Genomic DNA, 19,358 nt, shown 5'->3' with positions numbered 1-19,358 from the left:
CCCAGGTTCTGTCCGGTCAGTATCCCGGCGCGGCCCGTTTCCGCCGTATTCCGGTGACACCCCCTGCACGGCGGCATCGAGGCGATCCCGTTGCCCGGCCAGAGCGTGGATGTGGTCATCTCCAACTGCGTGATCAACCTGTCCGACGACAAGGCCGCGGTGCTGGCCATCTACCAGGCCGGCCTCGACACCGGCCAGGCGAGCTTCGAGACCGTCGCCCCGTCCTGGGAAGGGTTCGAGGCGGGCAAGCTGCCCCACCTGCGCTTGGTCGCCGTCGACACCGAGACGGGCGAGGTCGTCGGCTGGGCCGCCGCCTCGCCGGTCTCCAGCAGGCCGGTATACGCGGGAGTGGTCGAGCACAGCGTCTACGTGCACCCGGCTGCCAGGCCCACGGCATCGGCCGCTCGCTGCTGAGCGCGTTCATCGCGGCGGCCGAGGACGCCGGGGTGTGGACCATCCAATCCGGGATCTTCCCCGAGAACGCCGCCAGCCTGTCGCTGCACCAGGCGCTCGGCTTCCGCGTCGTGGGTACCCGCGAGCGCGTCGGCCGCCACCACGGCCTGTGGCGGGACGTGTTGCTCATCGAACGTCGCAGCATCGTGACCGGAACCTGAGCCCGCCTGCTCCAGGCCGGCGGCGGGAACATCGGCAGGCGGCTGGTGGTTACAGGACTCGTGGCCGGTGTGCCCAGTGTCCCCGGGCCTCACCTTTTGCCTTCGCGGACTACCGTTCGGCTGGAGCCGCGTTGAGCCTTTCGCCGAGAGGCGACACGCACACCGGTACGCACACGTGCAAGGCCCCGGCCGTCGCAAGACGCCGGGCCTTCGCCATCTCCAGGTCGCGCAGTGGCCGATGCCGGGAGCCGCGGGCCGAGCAGGAGACGACTGTTCACCCGCTGTTCGCCCGCCCGTACATCGACAGGTGTCAATATCGAGACTCATCTATGTGACTGCGGGAGCCCCGAGATGCCGGACACCTACAAGCGCCACGACCTGACCATCGACCAGCAGCTCGCCCTGACCACCGCCGCGCGCCGCCTGGGCGAGGACTTCGCCGGCACGTTCGGCACCGAGACGATCGAGCGGTTCCTGCACGCCGGCTACGACCAGTTCGCCACCAGCGCGGCCGTGGCCAACTTCCTGCCGCTGCTGGCCGAGCGCTTCGCCCGCCAGCGCCTGCACGCCCTGGCCCGCGTCGAAGGCCACGGCGACGGCCGCCCGATCGTGCTGTTCCTGTGCGTGCACAACGCCGGGCGCTCGCAGATGGCGCTCGGCTTCTTCGCCGCGCTGGCCGGGGAGCACGCGGTCGGCTGGTCGGGCGGCTCGGAGTTCGCCACCGAGATCAACCCCGCCGCCGTGGCGTCGATGGCCGAGCGCGGCATCGACATCTCGCGGGAGTTCCCCAAGCCGTGGACCGAGGAGATCGTCCGCGCCGCCGACGTCGTGGTCACGATGGGCTGCGGCGACGCCTGCCCCGTCTACCCGGGCAAGCGCTACCTGGACTGGGAGCTCGACGACCCCGCTGGGCTCGCGGCCGAGGATGTGCGCCCGATCCGGGATGAGATCGAGCGCCGGGTGCGCGACCTGCTGGCCGAGCTCGACGTCCCCGTCACCGACCACGCATAGACACATGTCAATATAGACGTGAGCTGACTTCGACGCTCATCTATAAGGAGTGGGTATGGAGCTGCTGCAGATCCTGGAGTGCAGCCCGCCGCTGGCGCGCGAGCCGCTGGACGCCGAGCAGGCCGCCGGTGTCGCTCGCGTGTTCAAGGCGCTGGGTGATCCGGTACGGCTGCGCATCCTGTCGATCGTGGCCAGCCGCGAGGGCGGCGAGGTGTGCGTGTGCGACATCAACGACGCCTTCGAGCTGTCCCAGCCGACCATCAGCCATCACCTCAAGGTGCTCAAAGACGTCGGCTTGCTGACCTCGGAGCGGCGCGCCTCGTGGGTGTACTACCGGCTGGTGCCCGAGACGCTGGGTGAGCTGTCGGCGATCCTCGGCGCTCCGGCGGCGGTGTAACCGATGGCAACCCGAAGCTCTGCCCCGACGCCCACGCCTGGCCAGGGGGTGATCGCCGGGCTGTCCACGCTGGACCGGTTCCTGCCGGTGTGGATCGGGGTCGCGATGGCCGCCGGGCTGCTGCTCGGCCGTCTGCTGCCCGGCCTGGACAGCGCCCTGGAGGCGGTGAAGATCGGCGAGATCTCGCTGCCGATCGCCCTGGGCTTGTTGTTGATGATGTACCCGGTGCTGGCCAAGGTCCGCTACGACCGCCTCGGCACCGTCACCGGCGACCGCCGCCTGCTGCTGTCCTCGCTGGTGCTCAACTGGGTACTCGGGCCCGCGCTGATGTTCGCGCTGGCCTGGGCGCTGCTGCCGGACCTGCCCGAATACCGTACCGGCCTGATCATCGTCGGCCTGGCCCGCTGCATCGCCATGGTCCTCATCTGGAACGACCTGGCCTGCGGCGATCGCGAGGCCGCCGCCGTCCTGGTCGCCCTGAACTCCGTCTTCCAGGTGGTCGCGTTCGGCCTGCTCGGCTGGTTCTATCTGGAGCTGCTGCCCGGCTGGCTCGGACTGCCGGAGAGCGCGCTGGACGTCTCGGCTTGGGACATCGCGCGGTACGTCCTCATCTTCCTCGGCATCCCCCTGGCCGCCGGGTACCTGTCCCGCAGGCTCGGTGAACGCGCGAAGGGGCGCGACTGGTACGAGACCCGTTTCCTGCCGAGGATCGGGCCGGTCGCGCTATACGGGCTGCTGTTCACCATCGTCATCCTGTTCGCCTTGCAAGGACACACGATCAGCCAGCGCCCGTGGGACGTGGCCCGGATCGCGCTGCCGCTGCTGGCCTACTTCGCGCTGATGTGGGGCGGCTCGTTCCTGGCCGGGCGGGCGATCGGCCTGTCCTACGAGCGCACCACCACGCTCGCCTTCACCGCGGCGGGCAACAACTTCGAACTCGCCATCGCGGTCGCGGTCGGCGTCTTCGGCGTCACCTCCGGCCAGGCCCTCGCGGGGGTGGTGGGGCCGCTCATCGAGGTGCCCGTCCTGGTCGCCCTGGTCTACGTCAGCCTGTGGGGCCGACGCCTGTTTCAAGGAGCCCGCGCATGTCCGATAAGCCCAGCAGGCCCAGCGTGCTGTTCGTCTGCGTGCACAACGCCGGACGCTCCCAGATGGCCGCCGGATGGCTCACCCACCTAGCCGGTGACCGCGTCGAGGTCCGCTCGGCCGGGTCCGCCCCCGCCGACCGGATCAACCCGGTCGCCGTCGAAGCGATGCGCGAGGTCGGCATCGACATCACCGCCACCCAGCCCAAGATCCTCACCACGGACGCGGTCCAAGCCTCCGACGTCGTGATCACCATGGGCTGCGGCGACGCCTGCCCGATCTTCCCCGGCAAACGCTACGAGGACTGGACACTCGACGACCCCGCCGGCCAGGGCATCGAGGCCGTGCGGGAGATCCGCGACGAGATCCACGCCCGGGTGAAGAAACTGATCCACGAGCTCGCCTGACCGCTCGCGGCACCCTGGGGGCCGGCAGGTTGCCGGGGTGCGAGATTCTTGCTCTCCACCGGTGATGAGGAGCGGGATGGATCGTAGCGACAGCCTGGAGAGCGCGGCCGTTGGCCGAAGGCGCTCGACGCTCCTGGTGGCGGCGGCCGGGGCCGCGGTGGGCGCGCTCGGCGGGATGATCGGCCTGGGCGGAGCCGAGTTCCGGCTGCCGCTGCTGATCGGCCTGTTTGGCTTCGCCGCGCTGGCGGCGGTCATCGTGAACAAGGCGATGAGCCTGATCGTCGTCCTGGCCGCGCTCCCCGCCCGGCTGGCCGCCGTCCCTCTCGCCGACCTGGCCGCGCACTGGACGGTCGCCGTCAATCTGCTCGCGGGCAGCCTGCTGGGCGCGTGGGCGGGAGCGTCCTGGGCGGTACGGATGCGCACCGCCACCCTGTACAAGGTGCTCGCGGTCTTGATGGTGGGCATGGCCGCCGCCCTGGTGCTCACCCACACCACCACCGTCGGCTCGCTGGCGCTACCCGGCGCCCTTCAGGTGGTGGCCGGGGTGGCGGCCGGGTTCGGGATCGGCGTGGTGGCGGCGATCATGGGCGTGGCCGGGGGTGAACTGCTGATCCCGACGATCGTGCTGCTGTACGCGGTCGACATCAAGACGGCGGGCAGCTTGTCGCTGCTGGTGTCCCTGCCCACGATGCTGGTGGCCTTCGCCCGCTACAGCCGCGACGGCAGCTTCGCCGTCCTGCGCGCCAACCTGCGCTTCACCGCGACGATGGCCGCCGGGTCGATCGCGGGCGCGCTGCTGGGCGGCTTGCTCCTCGACGTCGTGCCCGACCTCGTGCTCATCCCGGTACTAGCCGCCATTTTGCTGATCTCGGCGGTCAAACTGGCCCGTCACGCGCCCGGTCACGTATAAGACGGCGCGCCCTCAAGTCGCGTCAGGCGCGGGCCGCGCTCAAGCAGGAGTCAGCTTCAGCTCCGTCCGGCCGGCCGCGGCGGGCGCCGTTTGGCTCAGGGGTGTGAACAGGGCGCCGAGTCTGTTCACGGTCTCGGGGATGATGCGGTAGTAGACCCAGGTGCCGCGGCGTTCGCCGTCGATGAGGCCGGCGGTGCGCAGGATCTTCAGGTGGTGGGAGATCGTGGGGGCGGTCAGGTCGAAGGCGCCGGTCAGGTCGCAGACGCACGCTTCGCCGCCGGCGTGGGAGCCGATCATCGACAGCAGGCGCAGCCGTACCGGATCGGCGACCGCCTTGAGCAGCAGCACCGCCTCGGCCGCGTCGCTCTCGGAGATCGGCTCGCGGGCGATCGGCGCGCAGCAGGCGAGGCTTGCGGGGGCGGCCATGACACGACTCCTTGGTTCGACGTCAATCTAACTATAGGCGGTGGTAGGCGACCAAAGCTCCAGCGGCGATCACACAGACGGCGGCGACCGCGGCCATCACCGGCGGGTAGCCGACGACCTGGGCCAGGGCGACGGCGCCGAGCGGGGCCAGGGCCTTGTCGGCGACGGAGAAGACGGCGATTCGGCCGGACAGGGTGGCGTAGGCGGCGGTGCCGTACCGGGCCACGAGCAGGTGGGGCAGGGTGATGGAGGCGATGCCGAAGCCGAGCCCGAAGGCCAGCACGCAACCGATCGCCCCGGCCACACTGCGCCCTGCCAGCGGCAGCAGCAGGGCGGCGACGCCCTGCAGGGCGAAGATGGCGGCAGCGATGAGGGCTGCGGGCAGCCGGGCCTGCAGGCCGGTGGTGATCAGGCGGCCGGTGACCGACAGCACGCCGAGCAGGCCGGCGAGGGCGGCGGCCAGCACCGGGCTGTGGCCCAGATGGATGAGGTAGGTGACCAGCACGACGGCGATGGTGGCGACGGCGCCGCCGTTGGCGGTGAAGGCGATCACCAGCAGCCAGAACGGGCGGCGCCGCACCGCGGCCTGGACGATCTCGGCCCGGTCGGCGGCCGCGGCGGGTGTGCGTGCGGCGGCCGGGCGGCGGCGTAGGACGAGCAGGTGCAGCGGGATGGCGCTCAGCCCGTAGAGCAGGGCCAGGACGATCAGGGCCTGGCGCCAGCCGTAGGCGTCGACGAGCAGGCCGGTGAGCGGGATGAAGATGGCCGAGGCGAACCCCGCGACGATCGTGAGGGCCAAGATGGCGCCCGCGCGGCCTTTCTGGTCGGTGCCGTACCAGGCGACGATGACGGCGAAGGCCGCCTCGTACAGCACCATCGCGCAGGCGACGCCGATGGCGGCGAAGGCCGCGTACAGCTGCCACACGTTCTCCACCCGTGACCAGGCCAGCACCGCCACGGCGGCGAGGATGGAGCCGGCCGTCATGAGCCCGCGTCCGCCGCGGGCGTCCAGCCAGCGGCCCGCGGCCGGGGCGAGCGCGGCGGCGATCAGAATCGACACGGTGAGGGCGGCGGCGATCTGGGCGTGAGAGGCACGCAGGTCGCGCGCCATCGGGGCCAGGAAGACGGAGAAGGCGTAGTAGAGCACGCCGTAGCCGATGGTCTGGGTGACCGCCAGCGCCGCGACGATCCCCCGGCCGCGCCCCGAGCGCGGCCGGCCGCCGTCCCCGCTGGCGGGGGCGGCGGCCTCGGCCTCAGGCCCGGTGTGAGGCCCGGTAGCAGGCTCGGTGGCCGAGCTCACGCGGGCCCGCCACTGCAGCCGATCAGATCCCGGCCCGAGGCCGTGCTCGCCCAGACCCCGCCGGTTTCGGCGATGTGGTGCTGGGCCTGCAGCCGCCAGGCGAGCATCCCGGCCTGGCGGGCGATCGCCGGCGCGTAGCCGGGGTTGGTACCGGCCGGGCGGGCGGCCACCAGGTGCCGGGCGAGCTCGGTGGTGGTGAGCCGGTCGTGGTCGCAGATGAGCCGCAGGGCCTCGCGCTGCGCGGCGGTGGGGTGCCCGTCCGACATGACGTTCCTCTTCCTCTTCCGGGTTGTGCGTCCTGCTGCGGGTGCGGTGGTCAGCCGCAGCAGCCGCCCTCGGCCGACACCGTGGCGGTGGCCAGAGGCAGCGGGGTGGCGAGCAGGCCGCCGCTGATGCCGGTGGCCAGGCCGACCCGCTGCTCCTGGGCCTCGGCCAGGCTGGAGGAGCACACGCCGGTCTCGGGCAACTCCAGCTGCACATCGCGGGCGGCCTCCCAGTCCCCGGCCAGCGCGGCGACGACCGAGCGGACCTGCTCGTAGCCGGTGGCCATGAGGAAGGTGGGGGCGCGGCCGTAGGACTTGACGCCGACGGCGTAGTAGCCGGGCTCGGGGTGGGCGAGCTCGTCGACGCCGTGGGCGGGGACGGTGCCGCACGAGTGCTGGTTGGGGTCGATGAGCGGGGCCAGGGTGCGGGTGGAGCCGAGGATCGGGTCCAGGTCCAGGCGCAGCTCTGCGGCGATGGTGTGGTCGGGGCGGTAGCCGGTCGCCGCGACGACCCGGTCGGCGACCAGAGTCTGCTCGTGGCCCGACGCATCGCGGCTGACCACCGTGACCTCGTCACCGTTGCGCTCGACGCGATGGGTGAAGAAGCCGGTCACGAGGTGGATGCGGCCGGCGTCGACGTGCGCCCGTAGCCGGGTGCCCAGCGCGCCGCGGGCGGGTAGCGCGTCGGCCTCGCCGCCGCCGTAGGTACGGCTCGCGCCGCCGGCGCGGATGGCCCACGTGATGCGGGTGGCCTCGGATAGCTGGGCCAGGGCGAGCAGGGTGGTGGCGGCCGAGTGGCCGGCGCCGACGACCAGAGCGTGCTCGCCCTCATATCGGTCGCGGTCGGCGCCGAGCACGTCGGGCAGCGCGTGGTCGACCAGGCCTTCGGCGGCGGCCTGGTGCTCGCCGTGGGCGGGCAGGCCGCTGGCGCCGAGCATGTTCGGGCTCTCGTAGGTGCCGGAGGCGTCGATGATCGCGCGGGCCTGGAGTTCTTCGCCGTCGTCGAGGCGGATGAGGAACGGCACGTCCTGGCGGCCGTTGGTGCGGACCCGGTCGTAGCCGAGACGGCTGATCGCGGTCACTTTCGCGCTGAGCCGTACGCGCTCGCCGATGAGTTTGGCCAGCGGGGCGAGGTAGTCGCCGATGAGCTCGGCGCCGGTGGGCAGCCATTCGTCGTCCGGGGCGCTCCAGCCGTCGGCCTGAAGCAGGCGGCGGGCGGCGGCGTCGATGTTGTACTTCCACGGGCTGAACACCCGCACGTGCCCCCACCGGGCGATGGAGGCGGCGATCTGCTCGCCCGCCTCCAGTACCAGGAAGGGCTGGCCGCGTTCGGTCAGGTGGGCGGCGGCGGCCAGGCCGACCGGGCCCGCGCCGATCACCACGACCGGCAGACCTGCCGCGTCGGGGCCGTGCACGATCTGCTTGAGTTCAAACGCGGTGGTGCCGCAGCAGCTGTTGGTCATGACAGGGCTCTCCTCAAGATCCGAACGGTGCGAAGACGAAGGACGCGCAGGGTGCCGGGTGCTGGTCGCACCCGACCTCCCTTGTTTAGAAGATTGTCGAAGCAGTGTTCATAGTGCGCCACTGCTTAGAGGAATGTCAAATTAGCTGGATGTCGAAGCAGCGACCGTGCTGAGGGCCGGCCTCAGAGGCCGACCTGGGCCGGGGCGCGGCGGGCGTGCGCGGCCAGCGGGCCCATGATGTGCGCGGCGTCGGCCGCGACCCCGCGCAGGGTGTTGGAGGCGAACGAGCGCTGAAACTCCAGCCCCAGATAGGCCAGGCCCGGCCGGGTGAGGGACAGCCCGCCCTGATGCACGGGCAGGCCGTGCTCGTCCAGCGCGCCGAGCGGCGCCAGATAGTCCAGATCGGGCAGGTAGCCGGTGGCTAGCAGCACCACGTCCACCGTCTCCCGCTCTCCGTCGGCCCACACGACGTGCTCGCCGTCCAGCGCGGTGAACATCGGCCGGCGCACGAGGCGGCCGTCCCGGACGGCGGCGGCGTAGTCGCCGACGTCCATGACCAGCCGGGCCCGCACGTGGTGGATCAGCCAGGCGGGCGGCAGGTCGTCGAAGCCGCTGGCCACCAGCCAGTGATGCACGTCCCGGCCGTCCCGTCGCTGCGGCAGGAAGGCCAGCGGGGCACGCGAGGCGACGCTCACCCGCTCCGCGGCGCCGGCTAGTTCGTAGGCGATCTGCACGGCGGAGTTGCCGCCGCCGACCACCACCACCCGCTGCCCGGCCAGATCCTTCGGGTCGCGGTAGTCGGCCGCGTGCAGCACCCGGCCGGCGAAGGTGCCGGCGCCGGGCAACTCGGGGCGGATCGGGCGGGCGAAGGAGCCGGACGCCGCCACCACGGCCGCGGCCTCGATCTCCTGCCCGCTGTCGGTCCGCACCACGAACGCGCCCTCCGGATGCCGCTCGTCCGCGCTCTCGACGGCCTCCACCCGGGTGCCGGTGCGGATCTCGGCGTCCAGCAGGGTGGCGTAGCGGCGCAGGTAGTCGGCCACCTCGTCGCGATGCGGGTAGCGGTCGGGGTCTCCGTCAAAATCCAGGCCGGGCATGGCGCTGAAGCGGGCCGGGGAGAAGGTGGTGAGGCTGTCGTAGTAACGCGGCCACGAGCCGGCCGCCTCGCCGGAGGCTTCCAAGATCAGCGGGCGCAACCCGGCCTGCAGGGCGGCGCGGGCGGCGGCCAGGCCGGACTGGCCGCCGCCGACGATCACGATGGGTTCAGTGGTTCGGGTCATAACCCCGGAACATATATCGCTAATTTCAGATATGTCAAAGAAGCGATATGATGATGGAATCCGACCGGAAGAGGAGGAGCATGACGCAGCAGATGACCGGGCCGGAGGCCGGTGACCTGGAGGCGAGCAGCCCTGCATGCTGCCCGGCCGAAGGCGCCGTCCAGAGGCAGGACGGGCCGGAGGTGGCCGAGCTCAGCCCGGCCGTGCACGCCTTCCTCAAAGCCATGGCCAGCCCCGCCCGCCAGCGCGTCATGCTGCTGTTCGCCCACGGCGCCGAACTCAACGTCGGCCAGGTCGCCGAGGCCACCGGCCTGGCCCAGCCCCGCGCCAGCGAACAACTCGCCGAACTCCGCCGCGGCGGCATCCTCACCTCCCGCAAAGACGGCAAGACCGTGCTCTACCGAGCCGACAAACAGGCCACCACCGCCGCCCTGGCCGAACTCCAGGCCTACCTGCAGCACTGCTGCTGACCAACCCAGGAGGTTATGGGTCACGGCGTTCGCGCTGGCTGCTCGCCGTCGTGGAAGGCACGCAGACCGCCGGCGACCTCAGCGCGGGTGAAGGCGTAGCGGCCCAGGAAGTTGATGTGCTCATAGGCGATCGGCGACAACCTGGCGCACATCTCCTCGGTGACCGGGAAGCCCTGCTCACGCAGCCGTTCGACGGCGGCGTCGATGTACAGGCTGTTCCACCAGATGACCGCGTTCAACGCCAGCCCCAGACTGCCTAGTTGATCTTCCAGGCCCTCGCGGTAGCGCTGGCGCAGCTGGCCCCGGTTGCCGAAGGCGATCTTCCGGGCGAGCCGGTGCCGGGCCGGAGTCGGAGGGTGAAAAGGGGTCAGTGGAGCGAGCGAGTGTATTTCGCCGCCATCAGGCGGGTGCGGCGCCGAACAGGACGCGCGGTTCCAGGTCCAGCCGGGTGGCGGGCACCTGGTCTGGCGGGTTGAGGTTGAGGGTCCAATTGCCGAACCGGCGGATGGTGTGGGTGATGTAGGGCGAGATGGTGGCCAGGTCGTCCAGGTCGACGGGGTGGCCTTCGGCGGCCAGGGCGTTGGCGGCGTCGGTGAGGTCGCAGGCGTTGGAGTAGATGACGCAATTGGCGAGCAGTTCGTTGAACTTGACGACCTTCTCGTGGTGGTCGGGGTCGTTGTGGCTGATCAGCTTGCCGCCGAACATCAGCCAGTCGGCGAAACCGTGGAAGGCCTCGGTGCGATTGGTGATGGCGGTGATCTGCTCGCGCAGGGCCGGCTCGGACAGGTAGCGCAGCAGGGTGATGGTGCGGATGGCGCGGCCGAGCTCGCGGAAGGCGCGATACAGACGGTTCTTGCGGGAGTGGTTGCCCAGGCGGCGCAGCAGCGTCACCGATGACAGCTTGTTCTCGCGGATCGAGATCGCGGTGCGCAGCAGGTCGCTCCAGTGGGTCTCGATCAGGTTCCAGTCGACCGCCTCCTCCCCGAATAGGGAGTCGATGTGCTGGAAGCGGACCTGCGCATCGGGCCGGTAGAAGACCAGGTCATGCCAGTTGCGGATGCGTGGCAGCAGGTCGAACCCCAGCAGGGCGCCGAGCCCGAAGACCGGCAGCGACTGGCCTTGGGTGTCGGCGTGCACGGTGTCGGGTTGGATGTCGGAGGCGTTCTTCAGCAGCCCATCGATCAGGTAGACCGCCTCCCACACCCCGCAGGGGATGAAGCGGGAGAACAGCGCGATGTAGGTGTTGGAGACAAGCCGGTAGGCGATGCCGCCATAGCCGCCATAGCGGATGGAGGTCTCGGCCAGCAGGTTGTCCTCCCAGGTGTCGATCTGGGAGCCGTCGGCCGCGGCCGTCTTCCCGTCACCCCAGACGCCGGCGACATCGAGCTGGTTGAAGGCGTTGATGACGTCGACCGACGCGGCGTCGATTTTGCTTGCGGTGGTGTGCTTGTTGCCCGCCAGGCTCAACTCGTGCACGCTGACCTGGCCCCGCATGTGCGCGGCGACCTGGGTGGGCCCCAGCAGGGTGCCGTGGGAGAAGGCGGTCAGCACATAGCGGCCCATCGCGTCGCGAATCTTGGGATCGGAGCCGGAAGCCGGTCCGAAGTGGCGGTGCCATCTCAGCAGGTAGGCGGTGCGTGTGAGGACGTCCAGCAGCGCTCGCTGAGGCAGGCGCTCGTGGATCGCCGCTTCCAAGGCCAGCGCGGAAGGGCTCCGCTCGGCTCCTTTGCGGCGCCGCAGCACCGGCCGCCCGCCTTCGAGTAGCAGATCGGTGTTGCCCGGATATCCGGCGTCGACCGCTGCGGCGACCTCAGCGAGTTTGGAGCGGTAGTGCGCGGTCAGCGCGCCGGGTGCGGCCGGGATCCCGGCCTGGGCGCAGAACGAGGCCACCAGCGGCTGGCACTCCTGCCATGACATGAGCTGATCGTGCAGGTTGGCGTAGGAGTCCGATCCGGCTACCGCGATGTCGCCCGAGCGCAGTTCGGCCGCCAGGTAGGAGAACACGCACACCTCCAGGTGGCGGCGTACCAGCATGCCGGGTCGCTTCTTGTCCCGCAGGATCTTGCGCCACATGCCCGAGGCGAACGCCTCCACGTCGATTGACAGCGTCGCCGTGACCGGCTCGCCGTCCGGGCCCGGCTCCTGCAGCGTTATCCGCTCCGGTACCAGCGCCGCCTTCGCCCCGCGCAGCGCTCGCAGGAACTGCACTGCTTTCAGCACGCTGCGATCGGCGCTGGTGGATTCCAGCTTGATCGCCTCCACCAGCGTGAACAGCGCTGAACGGTGGGAGCGGTAGTGCTGGTCCAGCAGCGGCAGATAGTTGTTGCCGTGATGGGCTGACACGGCCTCGTGCGCAGTCTCCAGCGCGTTCAGCCCACCGGCCTGTTCCAGAGTCTTGAGCACCAGCCGCCCTGCTCGTTCGGCCATCCCCGCGTCGTCCACCCGCGACGTCGGGCGCTGCTGTTCGGCCAGGCTGTCCGTACCGGAGGCGGTGGCCTCGCGGACCACTGACAACACCTCGCCGAGCACGCCCAGCAGCCGCTCGGACTCGGTTCGGTGCGCCTCGCGAAGCAGCTCCAGATGGTCGCGCCCCTTCTTGTGGATCGCTGCCATCCGTTTGCAGAACATCGTCACCACGTCATCGCGGACCCCGGTCGCCACCGTCTTCGCGAAACACGCCAGCAGCGTCAGCTGCTTGACCTGGCCGACCTTACGCATGTCGGCGGCGTCGGTGACACGGGCCTCGCCCGCGAAGTGCGCGATCTTGCCGGGAGGAATCCCCTCCAGCCATTCCTGGGTCGGCCCGATCGCGTCGATATCGGCCAGCAGCACCAGGCGCTGCTTGAACTTGCCCAGCGACGCGGCCTTGGCCACGTCCTTCAACCGGTCGAACTCGCTGCGCCTGCTCACCGGATCGACCACCAGCAGCCGGGCCAGACGGGTCTGTGCAGCCCAGTCCAGCCGCCCGGCGACCAGAGTGAACATGCCCGCGTTCACCTCGGTACGGATCGCCGAGGCCATCGTGTCCAACGTGGTATAGCCGGGCAGCTCACACCGCTCGCGGACCAACTCCTCCAACGCCACATTGATCAGATCCGCTGGGTTGTCTTTGCTCTGGGCCTCCTTGCGGATCGCCTCCTCGGCGATCTGCCGGACCCGAGCCGGCTCATAGGTCACCTTCAACCGCTCGCGAACGAACGCGCGATGCCGGCTGGCCGTCATAGGCGCGGCCCGCTGCAGCTCCACCTCATCGGCCAACTTCAGCGCCCCACGGATGTGCGCGACCACAATCGGCGGGACATCCGCGATCTTCGGAAAGTACCCCAGCCGCTGGTAGGACTTCAGCCACACTGCCAGCGCCAGCAGATGATGCTCGTCCTGAGTACGGCCCCGCGCCCACTCCACCTCTGCATCGGTCGGCGTGAACACCTCGGCCAGCTCACGCGCCGACACCACCCGCCCAAACCGCGGATACGCGGTCCGATCGATCGAGGTCACGCACAACCCCCGAGACCGTCACCAACACGACGACGATCACCTTAACGATCAACCCATCAGCCCGCGGTGTCTTTCTCCCGTATTCCGGCTGCCCCCCTTGAGCAGGGCGAATCCGCGCTCGCCGAGACAGCGCAGGGCTCGTAGCAGTCGGTTGTAGGTGCGGTTGTCCGGGCTGAGGATCTGGTTTCCTTCGGGCTGCCTGATCGGTGTGTGAATGCCGATTCCGGCGCCGTCGTAGCCGCTGTCGGCGAGGGTGGGCAGGCCGCGTGCGGCAGCGGCGTACAGCGCGCCCAAGACGTGCATGCGGGCGGCGGTCAGATCGTGGACGGAGCCGGATTCAACCTCGCCGATCCACAACGGCAGGCCGCCTGGTGCTGAGAGCGCTTGGAGGTTGCCGGCATGTCGGTGGGCCTTGCCCGAGTACCAGGCGTCGATGGATTCGCCCTTGACGCTGAGGGCCGGCTCGGCGCAGCGATCGATCGGGATCAGGGTGCCGTCCAGGATCACGTATGCCAGCCCGTCGGCGTGGGCGCGGTCGAGAGCTTCGGGCAGATCTGGTGCTCGAGCTGCGAGAACCTCGATTCCCTCGTGGATGTAGCGGTAGGCCGTGGCCCGGGAGACGCGATGATCGCGGCCGAGTTTGGGGATGTCGTGCTCGCCGCGGAACCAGCGCAGCACCATGACCGCCTGCCGGAACGGGCTCAGGACCCGGCTGTCTTTCGGGGTGCCGCGCAGTCGGCGTTCTTCGCACAGGAGGCGGGCGACGTGCTGAACGAGTACCTGGGAGACGTCGAGCGTGGCACGATGAGCAATCACGTGGAGCCTTTCGGCGGCTGGAAATTCTTGTGGTGAGAACTCATCTACCGGAGGCTCCACACCTGTCTCCGGCCTTCGACGACTCCTCCCGAAAAGCCCGGAAGCTCACCGGCAGCGTCCAAGAAATCCCATTCGTCCGAACTATTTCGCTGAGATCACCTCAGTGAACAGGGTGATGGCCACTAGGCGGCGCGCCGCCATCGGCGGCGAGTCCTTCCGGAACAGGCCGCGCTCTCCTGAACGCCATTCGCGGATCTGCAGGGGCAACGAGAACAACAACTGCCAGACGGAGACGATGAGCGCGAAGGTCAAGGCGCTGGCCCCGGCCGGGCGGCCATTGGAGATGACAGGCATGAGGCCGAGCAGCAACAGGCAGGTGAAGGCCAGCAGGATGCCGGTGCGGGGCGCGATGTGCGAGGTCCGGGCCATGGTCGAGTCCTCCTTGTCATGACGACGACCGAGATACTCGCGACCTCGCCGTCCGCGGCTTCCGAGCGACTCATATTACATCGATTGATAGATGCAATATGAGCGATGCAATCGTATGATTGTCTCTATGGAAATGTGGATTCCATCGATCGAAAGAGCTGCCGGGACGAGAGCGCAGGCCATCGCCGACGCGATTGGCGCGGACATCGCCGCGGGTCGTCTACAAGCAGGCGACCGGCTGCCGCCGCAGCGGGATCTGGCCGAGGCACTTGCCCTTTCCCCGAATACGGTGATGCGCGCCTACTCGCAGGCGGTACGCCGCGGGTACGTCGTGGGCGAAGTCGGTCGGGGTACCTACGTCCGTCCTGCTGACGCCGTGCCGCAGGACGGCCCCGTGGCGTTGACGCGACGTCTCGACGGCCCGGTCGACCTTTCGCTGGGCCTGCCCTTCATCGGCTCGGCCGGGGACGCGCTGTCGGCGACCCTTGCTGAGATCGCCCGGAGCCGGGACCTCGGTGCACTTCTCGATAACGGTGAGGCGCGGGGCAGGCATGCCGACGCCGGGGCCGCATGGCTGTGCCAGCTGGGGCTGGCCGCAGAGTCTGAACGCATCATGCTCGTCAACGGGGCACAGCAGGGCATCTGCGCGACCTTGCTAGCCCTGCTCCGCCCCGGCGACACCCTGCTCACCGAGCAGCTGACCTACGCACCCCTCAAAGCGCTCGCCGGCCATCTCGGTGTCCAGATCCACGCCCTCTCCATGGATGACGAGGGCCTTTTGCCGGACTCGCTGGAAACCGCGTGCCGGTCGGCGGCACCCAAGCTGCTCTACTGCACGCCGACCCTGCAAACGCCGACCGCCGCGACGATGAGCGAAGGCCGCCGGGAACACATCGCCCGGATCGCCGCCGCCCATGATCTCGTGATCGTCGAGGACGACGTCTTTGGCTTCCTTCCGGACGGCCGCCCACTGCCGCTGGCGGTCTTCGCGCCCGATCACACGGTCTTCATCACCAGTGTCTCGAAATCCATGGCGCCGGGTCTCCGCGTCGGCTACGTCCACGCTCCGGACCGGCTGTTTCCGGCGATCAGCGCGGCCATCGCGGTCTCGTCATGGATGCCGCCGCCCCTGATGGCCGAGATCGCCAGCCGCTGGATCGAGGACGGCACGGCAACGCGCCTCAATGAGGCGCAGCGCTCACACGCGGCACGGCGGCAGGCCATGGCCCGCGAGCTGCTCTCCGATCATGTCTACCACGCCCATCCGCAAGGCCCGCACGTCTGGCTTGAATTGCCGGAGTACTGGACGTCGAGAGCCTTCGCCGCCGCCGCCGAACGCTCCGGCGTACTCCTCAATCCCGCCGAGTCGTTCGCCACCGGAGCCGCGGCGCCCGCCGCTGTTCGTCTCTCCCTCAGTCACGAGATCTCCGACGAGCGCGTAAGACAGGGGCTGACGATCGTCGCCGCGCTCCTGGACGCACCCGCCGACGGCCAAACCCTCGTCATCTGACGCCAGACATCCACCGTTCCCTTTGCCGTGATGGCGACCTTGGAAGGTTCGCTCATGGTCCCGCGCGTCCACGCGAGTCACATGCTGTCACCATTATCACGCAGAGTTACTTTGCGGGTGGTGGCACGGGCCCGAGTGTCGGGCCGTGATCTCAGTGCTTCGAGAAACGATCTCTACAGGGCAGCGCGATGAGAGCATGATCCACAGCGTCAACTCAAAGGCCGTAGGGGCGTAATTGGTCGATTCCGCCCCCAAGGGCGGATCCGACCGGCGGAAACGACACATCGATCCAATCGGATCCGGTCCACATTTCCGCCTCCCCATTTCGCCCCTAGGATGGGCCTGCGGACACCGCCGGTGTCCCGTCTCGTTCGACCTGGGTCCGATCGGCCGAGAGGGGCCAGATCATGTGAGACACGCAGATTATCCGATCGCGCGAAGGCGTACTGCGAACACTCCTCGCGGACCAGGCGGACTGAGATCTCCGGCTCCTCGGCGTCTCGATCGATCTGGTCGTCGCTACTCGGGGCAGGGTGCTCGGACCAGGTCGCTTGCGATGGAACGGTTGGACCGCGCAGCATAATCCGCAAGCGATGACGGGGTGGCCACCATGCCTCTTGAGGGCGAGTACGGGCCGAGTCCGGCTCGGTGGATACGCGAACAGGTCGAGTTGTACGAGAGTTCGGGCGGCACGCGGGGGACGACGCTTTGGGACACGGGCCTGCCCGTCGTCATTCTCACGACGCGCGGTGCGCGGAGCGGCAGGCTTCGTAAGATCCCGCTGATGCGCGTGGAGCACGAGGGACGGTATGCGGCCGTAGCCTCGAAGGGTGGCTTCCCGCGTCATCCGGACTGGTACTTCAACGTCAGGTCCGACCCGCACGTGGAACTCCGGGACGGCGCCGTATGCCAGGACATGACGGCCCGTGAGGTTACCGGGGACGAGAGGGCCGAGTGGTGGGAGCGCGCGGTCGCCGCGTATCCGACATACGCGGAATACCAGGAGGAGACCGACCGTGTGATCCCCGTCTTCGTGCTGGACCCGTGTGCGTGGTAGGGCCGGACGGTCTCACGAGAGCCTGCCCCCGGCATGCGAACAGAAGAAGGCCCGGTGAGGCAGGGGCAAGGTCTCGTGAGGCGGGACAGCCGGGCACCACCCGGCCCACCCCGAGGGAGGCCGAGAGGCGAATGGTCGACCGGATCTGTCTGCGTCACTCCACCGACAAGCAGACCGACGCCCGCCAGCGCCACGCCCTCGACCGCACCGGCTTCACCAGGCTCCTGGACGAAGCCATCGTCGGCCACACCATCCGCATCGCCGACGCCGCAGGCAAGGTGCTGGGCCGACACGGTGTCGGGAAATCTCCTAATCCCGACACCTCGCGGGTGCGCCAGGCACCGACCTGACGCGGGCGGCTAGGCGGCTTGGAGTTGTGGGTAGTCCGGGAGTCGCCAGTCTCCACCGCGGTCCTCCTTGAAGAAACGTGCCACAAGGTCGGGGATGTGTAGCGCGGTGGCCAGCCCGGTGACGGTGAGGAAGGCGTCGATCGCGCGCTGGGTCATGGGCATGCCCAACCGTAGGAGGCGCGGGTTGACTTGGCCTTGGATCTCCTCGGCGAAGGGTCTCAGCATCGTGTCATAGTTCGCCAGCGCCGCCGGCAGGTCATCGGGGTGCTGGTTGATCTCTCCGGCCAGGACGTAGGCGCCCACCAGGCCGCCGGAGACGCCCATGCCGCTACAGGGGGAGGCGCAGTGGGCGGCGTCACCGACCAGGACCACGCGGCCCTTGGACCAGGTGTCGATGCGGACCTGGACGATCTCCTGGGAGTAGAAGAACGGGCTGGTCTTCATGCCGTCGATGAAGCGCTCGGTCTGCCATCCGGCGCCGGCGAACCTGCCGGCCCAGAACTCCTGCTGGCGCTCGATGGGCTCGCGGTGAATCGCTGAAGCCTCCTCGGAGTCTTCCCTCATCACGAAGTAGACCTGCGTCTCGCTCGGATTGTGGCTGCGGCGCATGATCTGGCGCCCGCCCGGGACTATGTAGCTGTCGCGGATGTTGCTGTCGGAAGCGATGCGCGAGACGAACCAGTAGGCCATGTGGATGCCGACCCGCCAATACGGGTCGAATCCCTCAGAGAGGATCGCCCGCCGCAGTCGCGATCCCTGCCCGTCCGCGCCGACCAGGAGATCGAATTCCTCCGATGATCCGTCGGAAAAGTGCGCGACGACCTGGTGTTCATCCTGATCGAAGCCGTCCACGCTCTTGCCGAAGACGTATTCCACGTTGTCCTTCGTCGCGTCGTTGAGAATGCGCACCAGGTCGCCGCGCATGATCTCGTACTCCGACGTCAGGGTCTGGCGGCCCTGCCCGGAGGTGTTGGCCATGATCGTCGCCCTGGCCTTGCCGCAGGCGTTCACGAACGCGACGCCCGCCTCGTCCACGAGCTTGTTCCGGACGGCGCCCATGAGTCCCATGCGCTCGATCGCCTCGATGCCCTGGCCGCGCAGGTCGACCTGGGCGCCTGTGGCCCGCAGCGCCGGGAAGCGCTCGATGACCTTCACCCGGTGACCGCCGTGGGCAAGCCAGTAGGCCAGCGCCTGCCCGGCGATCCCGCCGCCGCAGATGAGGATCTTCAAGGAGCGGGTTCCCGATGCGAGAGCCATGTCATCGACCTCCTTATCTATCACTGATAGGTTCATCCATCAGGGAACTCTATCGGTGATAGTTTGTCAAAGGTGGTGAAAGTGAATCGAGAGACCGTCATCGCCCAGGCGCTGGACCTCCTCGACGAGGTCGGCCTGGACGCCATCAGCACCAGGCAGTTGGCCAGACGCCTGGGCGTTGAGCAGCCGTCGCTCTACTGGCACTTCCGGAATAAGAAGGAACTCCTCAGCGCCATGGCCGAGGCCGCCATGGCGCCGCACGCCACAGCACCGCTACCGGCCCCCGGCCAGGACTGGCGGGAATGGTTCCTGGACAACACGCGCAGCTTCCGGCGCACCCTGCTGATGCGCCGTGACGGCGCACGCCTGCACTCCGGATCCAGTCCCGGCCCGGCCGACCTCGACCGGATCGCCCACAAGATGGCCTTCCTGACCGCCTCCGGTCTGCCCGAGAAGGACGCCCAGATGGCCATGATGGCCGCCAGCCGCTTCACCGTCGGCAGTGTCCTGGAAGAACAAGCCGACACCGACCCCAGTACAGCCCGCGCGGCCAACGTCCCGACGATCGACCACCAAGCGGCTTTCGAGGCCGGACTGGCACTCATCCTCGATGGCCTGGCCCATCGCGCCGAGCACGCTCAGGAACCGGCCAGGACCCTTCCCGATCCCGACCGGATCAACTGACAGACTCTGGCACACACTTTGGGGCTGGGGACACGTTCGGTTGCGACATGAGGTCGCACGTTTTGAGTGGTCACGAGAAGGGAGGCCCGGCGATGTCGGGACCGTGATCCAGGTCAGTGTCTGAGACCTG

The 19,358-nt window shown here is 69.1% G+C and carries 22 protein-coding genes; 12 read left to right on the top strand and 10 right to left on the bottom strand.

Going from position 1 to position 19,358, the window contains the following annotated elements; translation table 11 throughout:
• Positions 1-90 precede the first annotated feature (90 nt).
• From ABZ911_RS29650 to ABZ911_RS29620, 7 genes are all read left to right on the top strand, one after another.
• Positions 91-414, top strand: coding sequence for a hypothetical protein (locus ABZ911_RS29650; protein ID WP_358063390.1), 324 nt, complete (start codon positions 91-93; stop codon positions 412-414).
• A complete protein-coding gene (locus tag ABZ911_RS29645; protein ID WP_358063367.1) occupies positions 303-614 on the top strand; it encodes a GNAT family N-acetyltransferase in 312 nt (103 codons plus the stop codon). Before ABZ911_RS29650 ends, ABZ911_RS29645 begins: the two co-directional genes overlap by 112 nt.
• 351 nt (positions 615-965) lie before the next feature.
• The gene (locus tag ABZ911_RS29640) at positions 966-1,625 is read left to right on the top strand and encodes an arsenate reductase ArsC (protein ID WP_358063013.1); all 660 of its coding nucleotides are present in this window, start codon (positions 966-968) and stop codon (positions 1,623-1,625) included.
• Between the two features lie 55 nt (positions 1,626-1,680).
• A complete protein-coding gene (locus tag ABZ911_RS29635) occupies positions 1,681-2,022 on the top strand; it encodes a metalloregulator ArsR/SmtB family transcription factor (protein ID WP_358063010.1) in 342 nt (113 codons plus the stop codon).
• A gap of 3 nt (positions 2,023-2,025) precedes the next feature.
• Entirely contained in the window at positions 2,026-3,201 is a 1,176-nt protein-coding gene (arsB, locus tag ABZ911_RS29630) for an ACR3 family arsenite efflux transporter (RefSeq protein ID WP_358063007.1), read from the top strand.
• Positions 3,108-3,515 (top strand): arsenate reductase ArsC, encoded by a 408-nt coding sequence (locus ABZ911_RS29625; protein ID WP_358063004.1) that lies wholly within the window; start codon positions 3,108-3,110, stop codon positions 3,513-3,515. The genes arsB and ABZ911_RS29625 overlap by 94 nt, the downstream gene beginning before the upstream one ends.
• 76 nt (positions 3,516-3,591) lie before the next feature.
• Positions 3,592-4,425 carry a sulfite exporter TauE/SafE family protein gene (locus tag ABZ911_RS29620; RefSeq protein ID WP_358063001.1) on the top strand — a complete coding sequence of 278 codons (834 nt, stop codon included), beginning with the start codon at positions 3,592-3,594 and terminating at the stop codon, positions 4,423-4,425.
• A gap of 39 nt (positions 4,426-4,464) precedes the next feature.
• On the opposite strand, the gene ABZ911_RS29615 is transcribed toward ABZ911_RS29620, so the two are convergent.
• The 5 genes from ABZ911_RS29615 to ABZ911_RS29595 form a co-directional block, all read right to left on the bottom strand.
• A complete protein-coding gene (locus tag ABZ911_RS29615; protein ID WP_358062998.1) occupies positions 4,465-4,851 on the bottom strand; it encodes a metalloregulator ArsR/SmtB family transcription factor in 387 nt (128 codons plus the stop codon).
• A gap of 31 nt (positions 4,852-4,882) precedes the next feature.
• Positions 4,883-6,151, bottom strand: coding sequence for an MFS transporter (locus tag ABZ911_RS29610; RefSeq protein ID WP_358062995.1), 1,269 nt, complete (start codon positions 6,149-6,151; stop codon positions 4,883-4,885).
• The gene (locus tag ABZ911_RS29605) at positions 6,148-6,417 is read right to left on the bottom strand and encodes a hypothetical protein (protein ID WP_358062992.1); all 270 of its coding nucleotides are present in this window, start codon (positions 6,415-6,417) and stop codon (positions 6,148-6,150) included. Before ABZ911_RS29605 ends, ABZ911_RS29610 begins: the two co-directional genes overlap by 4 nt.
• Positions 6,418-6,467: 50 nt before the next feature.
• Entirely contained in the window at positions 6,468-7,877 is a 1,410-nt protein-coding gene (locus ABZ911_RS29600; protein WP_358062989.1) for an FAD-dependent oxidoreductase, read from the bottom strand.
• Between the two features lie 182 nt (positions 7,878-8,059).
• The gene (locus ABZ911_RS29595) at positions 8,060-9,157 is read right to left on the bottom strand and encodes an NAD(P)/FAD-dependent oxidoreductase (protein ID WP_358062986.1); all 1,098 of its coding nucleotides are present in this window, start codon (positions 9,155-9,157) and stop codon (positions 8,060-8,062) included.
• An 80-nt stretch (positions 9,158-9,237) separates the two neighbouring features.
• Here ABZ911_RS29595 and ABZ911_RS29590 point away from each other — a divergent pair, with 80 nt between their 5' ends.
• Positions 9,238-9,627 carry a metalloregulator ArsR/SmtB family transcription factor gene (locus ABZ911_RS29590; RefSeq protein WP_358062983.1) on the top strand — a complete coding sequence of 130 codons (390 nt, stop codon included), beginning with the start codon at positions 9,238-9,240 and terminating at the stop codon, positions 9,625-9,627.
• Between the two features lie 20 nt (positions 9,628-9,647).
• Here ABZ911_RS29590 and ABZ911_RS29585 read toward each other — a convergent pair whose 3' ends face one another.
• From ABZ911_RS29585 to ABZ911_RS29570, 4 genes are all read right to left on the bottom strand, one after another.
• Positions 9,648-9,998 carry a Tn3 family transposase gene (locus ABZ911_RS29585; protein ID WP_358063364.1) on the bottom strand — a complete coding sequence of 117 codons (351 nt, stop codon included), beginning with the start codon at positions 9,996-9,998 and terminating at the stop codon, positions 9,648-9,650.
• A 28-nt stretch (positions 9,999-10,026) separates the two neighbouring features.
• On the bottom strand, positions 10,027-13,125 hold the full coding sequence (locus tag ABZ911_RS29580) for a Tn3 family transposase (RefSeq protein ID WP_358062980.1): 3,099 nt from the start codon (positions 13,123-13,125) through the stop codon (positions 10,027-10,029).
• Between the two features lie 48 nt (positions 13,126-13,173).
• Positions 13,174-13,941 carry a transposase family protein gene (locus ABZ911_RS29575; RefSeq protein ID WP_358062977.1) on the bottom strand — a complete coding sequence of 256 codons (768 nt, stop codon included), beginning with the start codon at positions 13,939-13,941 and terminating at the stop codon, positions 13,174-13,176.
• A gap of 141 nt (positions 13,942-14,082) precedes the next feature.
• The gene (locus tag ABZ911_RS29570) at positions 14,083-14,370 is read right to left on the bottom strand and encodes a hypothetical protein (RefSeq protein WP_358062974.1); all 288 of its coding nucleotides are present in this window, start codon (positions 14,368-14,370) and stop codon (positions 14,083-14,085) included.
• 127 nt (positions 14,371-14,497) lie between these two features.
• Between ABZ911_RS29570 and ABZ911_RS29565 the strand changes: the two genes are divergently transcribed.
• The 3 genes from ABZ911_RS29565 (at position 14,498) to ABZ911_RS29555 (ending at position 17,287) form a co-directional block, all read left to right on the top strand.
• Entirely contained in the window at positions 14,498-15,880 is a 1,383-nt protein-coding gene (locus ABZ911_RS29565; protein WP_358062971.1) for a PLP-dependent aminotransferase family protein, read from the top strand.
• Positions 15,881-16,490: 610 nt separating this feature from the next.
• Positions 16,491-16,937: a nitroreductase family deazaflavin-dependent oxidoreductase gene (locus ABZ911_RS29560; protein ID WP_184729986.1), complete on the top strand. Its 447-nt coding sequence runs from the start codon at positions 16,491-16,493 to the stop codon at positions 16,935-16,937.
• A gap of 131 nt (positions 16,938-17,068) precedes the next feature.
• A complete protein-coding gene (locus ABZ911_RS29555; protein WP_358062968.1) occupies positions 17,069-17,287 on the top strand; it encodes a hypothetical protein in 219 nt (72 codons plus the stop codon).
• Between the two features lie 9 nt (positions 17,288-17,296).
• On the opposite strand, the gene ABZ911_RS29550 is transcribed toward ABZ911_RS29555, so the two are convergent.
• Positions 17,297-18,580: an FAD-dependent monooxygenase gene (locus ABZ911_RS29550; RefSeq protein ID WP_358062966.1), complete on the bottom strand. Its 1,284-nt coding sequence runs from the start codon at positions 18,578-18,580 to the stop codon at positions 17,297-17,299.
• Between the two features lie 45 nt (positions 18,581-18,625).
• Here ABZ911_RS29550 and ABZ911_RS29545 point away from each other — a divergent pair, with 45 nt between their 5' ends.
• On the top strand, positions 18,626-19,228 hold the full coding sequence (locus tag ABZ911_RS29545; protein ID WP_358062963.1) for a TetR/AcrR family transcriptional regulator C-terminal domain-containing protein: 603 nt from the start codon (positions 18,626-18,628) through the stop codon (positions 19,226-19,228).
• The last annotated feature ends 130 nt before the right edge of the window (positions 19,229-19,358 follow it).

This window comes from Nonomuraea sp. NPDC046570, from assembly GCF_040645915.1.
Taxonomy (GTDB): Bacteria; Actinomycetota; Actinomycetes; order Streptosporangiales; family Streptosporangiaceae; genus Nonomuraea.
The sequence above is the reverse complement of the archived record's forward strand: the minus strand, read 5'-3'. Positions and strand labels throughout refer to the sequence as shown.

Bases quoted from the DNA above. Each gene is read 5' to 3' on its own strand.
- ABZ911_RS29640 (WP_358063013.1), top strand. From the start codon at position 966: ATGCCGGACACCTACAAGCGCCACGACCTGACCATCGACCAGCAGCTC.
- ABZ911_RS29635 (WP_358063010.1), top strand. From the start codon at position 1,681: ATGGAGCTGCTGCAGATCCTGGAGTGCAGCCCGCCGCTGGCGCGCGAG.
- arsB (WP_358063007.1), top strand. From the start codon at position 2,026: ATGGCAACCCGAAGCTCTGCCCCGACGCCCACGCCTGGCCAGGGGGTG.
- ABZ911_RS29625 (WP_358063004.1), top strand. From the start codon at position 3,108: ATGTCCGATAAGCCCAGCAGGCCCAGCGTGCTGTTCGTCTGCGTGCAC.
- ABZ911_RS29620 (WP_358063001.1), top strand. From the start codon at position 3,592: ATGGATCGTAGCGACAGCCTGGAGAGCGCGGCCGTTGGCCGAAGGCGC.
- ABZ911_RS29615 (WP_358062998.1), bottom strand. From the start codon at position 4,851: ATGGCCGCCCCCGCAAGCCTCGCCTGCTGCGCGCCGATCGCCCGCGAG.
- ABZ911_RS29605 (WP_358062992.1), bottom strand. From the start codon at position 6,417: ATGTCGGACGGGCACCCCACCGCCGCGCAGCGCGAGGCCCTGCGGCTC.
- ABZ911_RS29600 (WP_358062989.1), bottom strand. From the start codon at position 7,877: ATGACCAACAGCTGCTGCGGCACCACCGCGTTTGAACTCAAGCAGATC.
- ABZ911_RS29595 (WP_358062986.1), bottom strand. From the start codon at position 9,157: ATGACCCGAACCACTGAACCCATCGTGATCGTCGGCGGCGGCCAGTCC.
- ABZ911_RS29590 (WP_358062983.1), top strand. From the start codon at position 9,238: ATGACGCAGCAGATGACCGGGCCGGAGGCCGGTGACCTGGAGGCGAGC.
- ABZ911_RS29570 (WP_358062974.1), bottom strand. From the start codon at position 14,370: ATGGCCCGGACCTCGCACATCGCGCCCCGCACCGGCATCCTGCTGGCC.
- ABZ911_RS29565 (WP_358062971.1), top strand. From the start codon at position 14,498: ATGGAAATGTGGATTCCATCGATCGAAAGAGCTGCCGGGACGAGAGCG.
- ABZ911_RS29560 (WP_184729986.1), top strand. From the start codon at position 16,491: ATGCCTCTTGAGGGCGAGTACGGGCCGAGTCCGGCTCGGTGGATACGC.
- ABZ911_RS29555 (WP_358062968.1), top strand. From the start codon at position 17,069: ATGGTCGACCGGATCTGTCTGCGTCACTCCACCGACAAGCAGACCGAC.
- ABZ911_RS29550 (WP_358062966.1), bottom strand. From the start codon at position 18,580: ATGAACCTATCAGTGATAGATAAGGAGGTCGATGACATGGCTCTCGCA.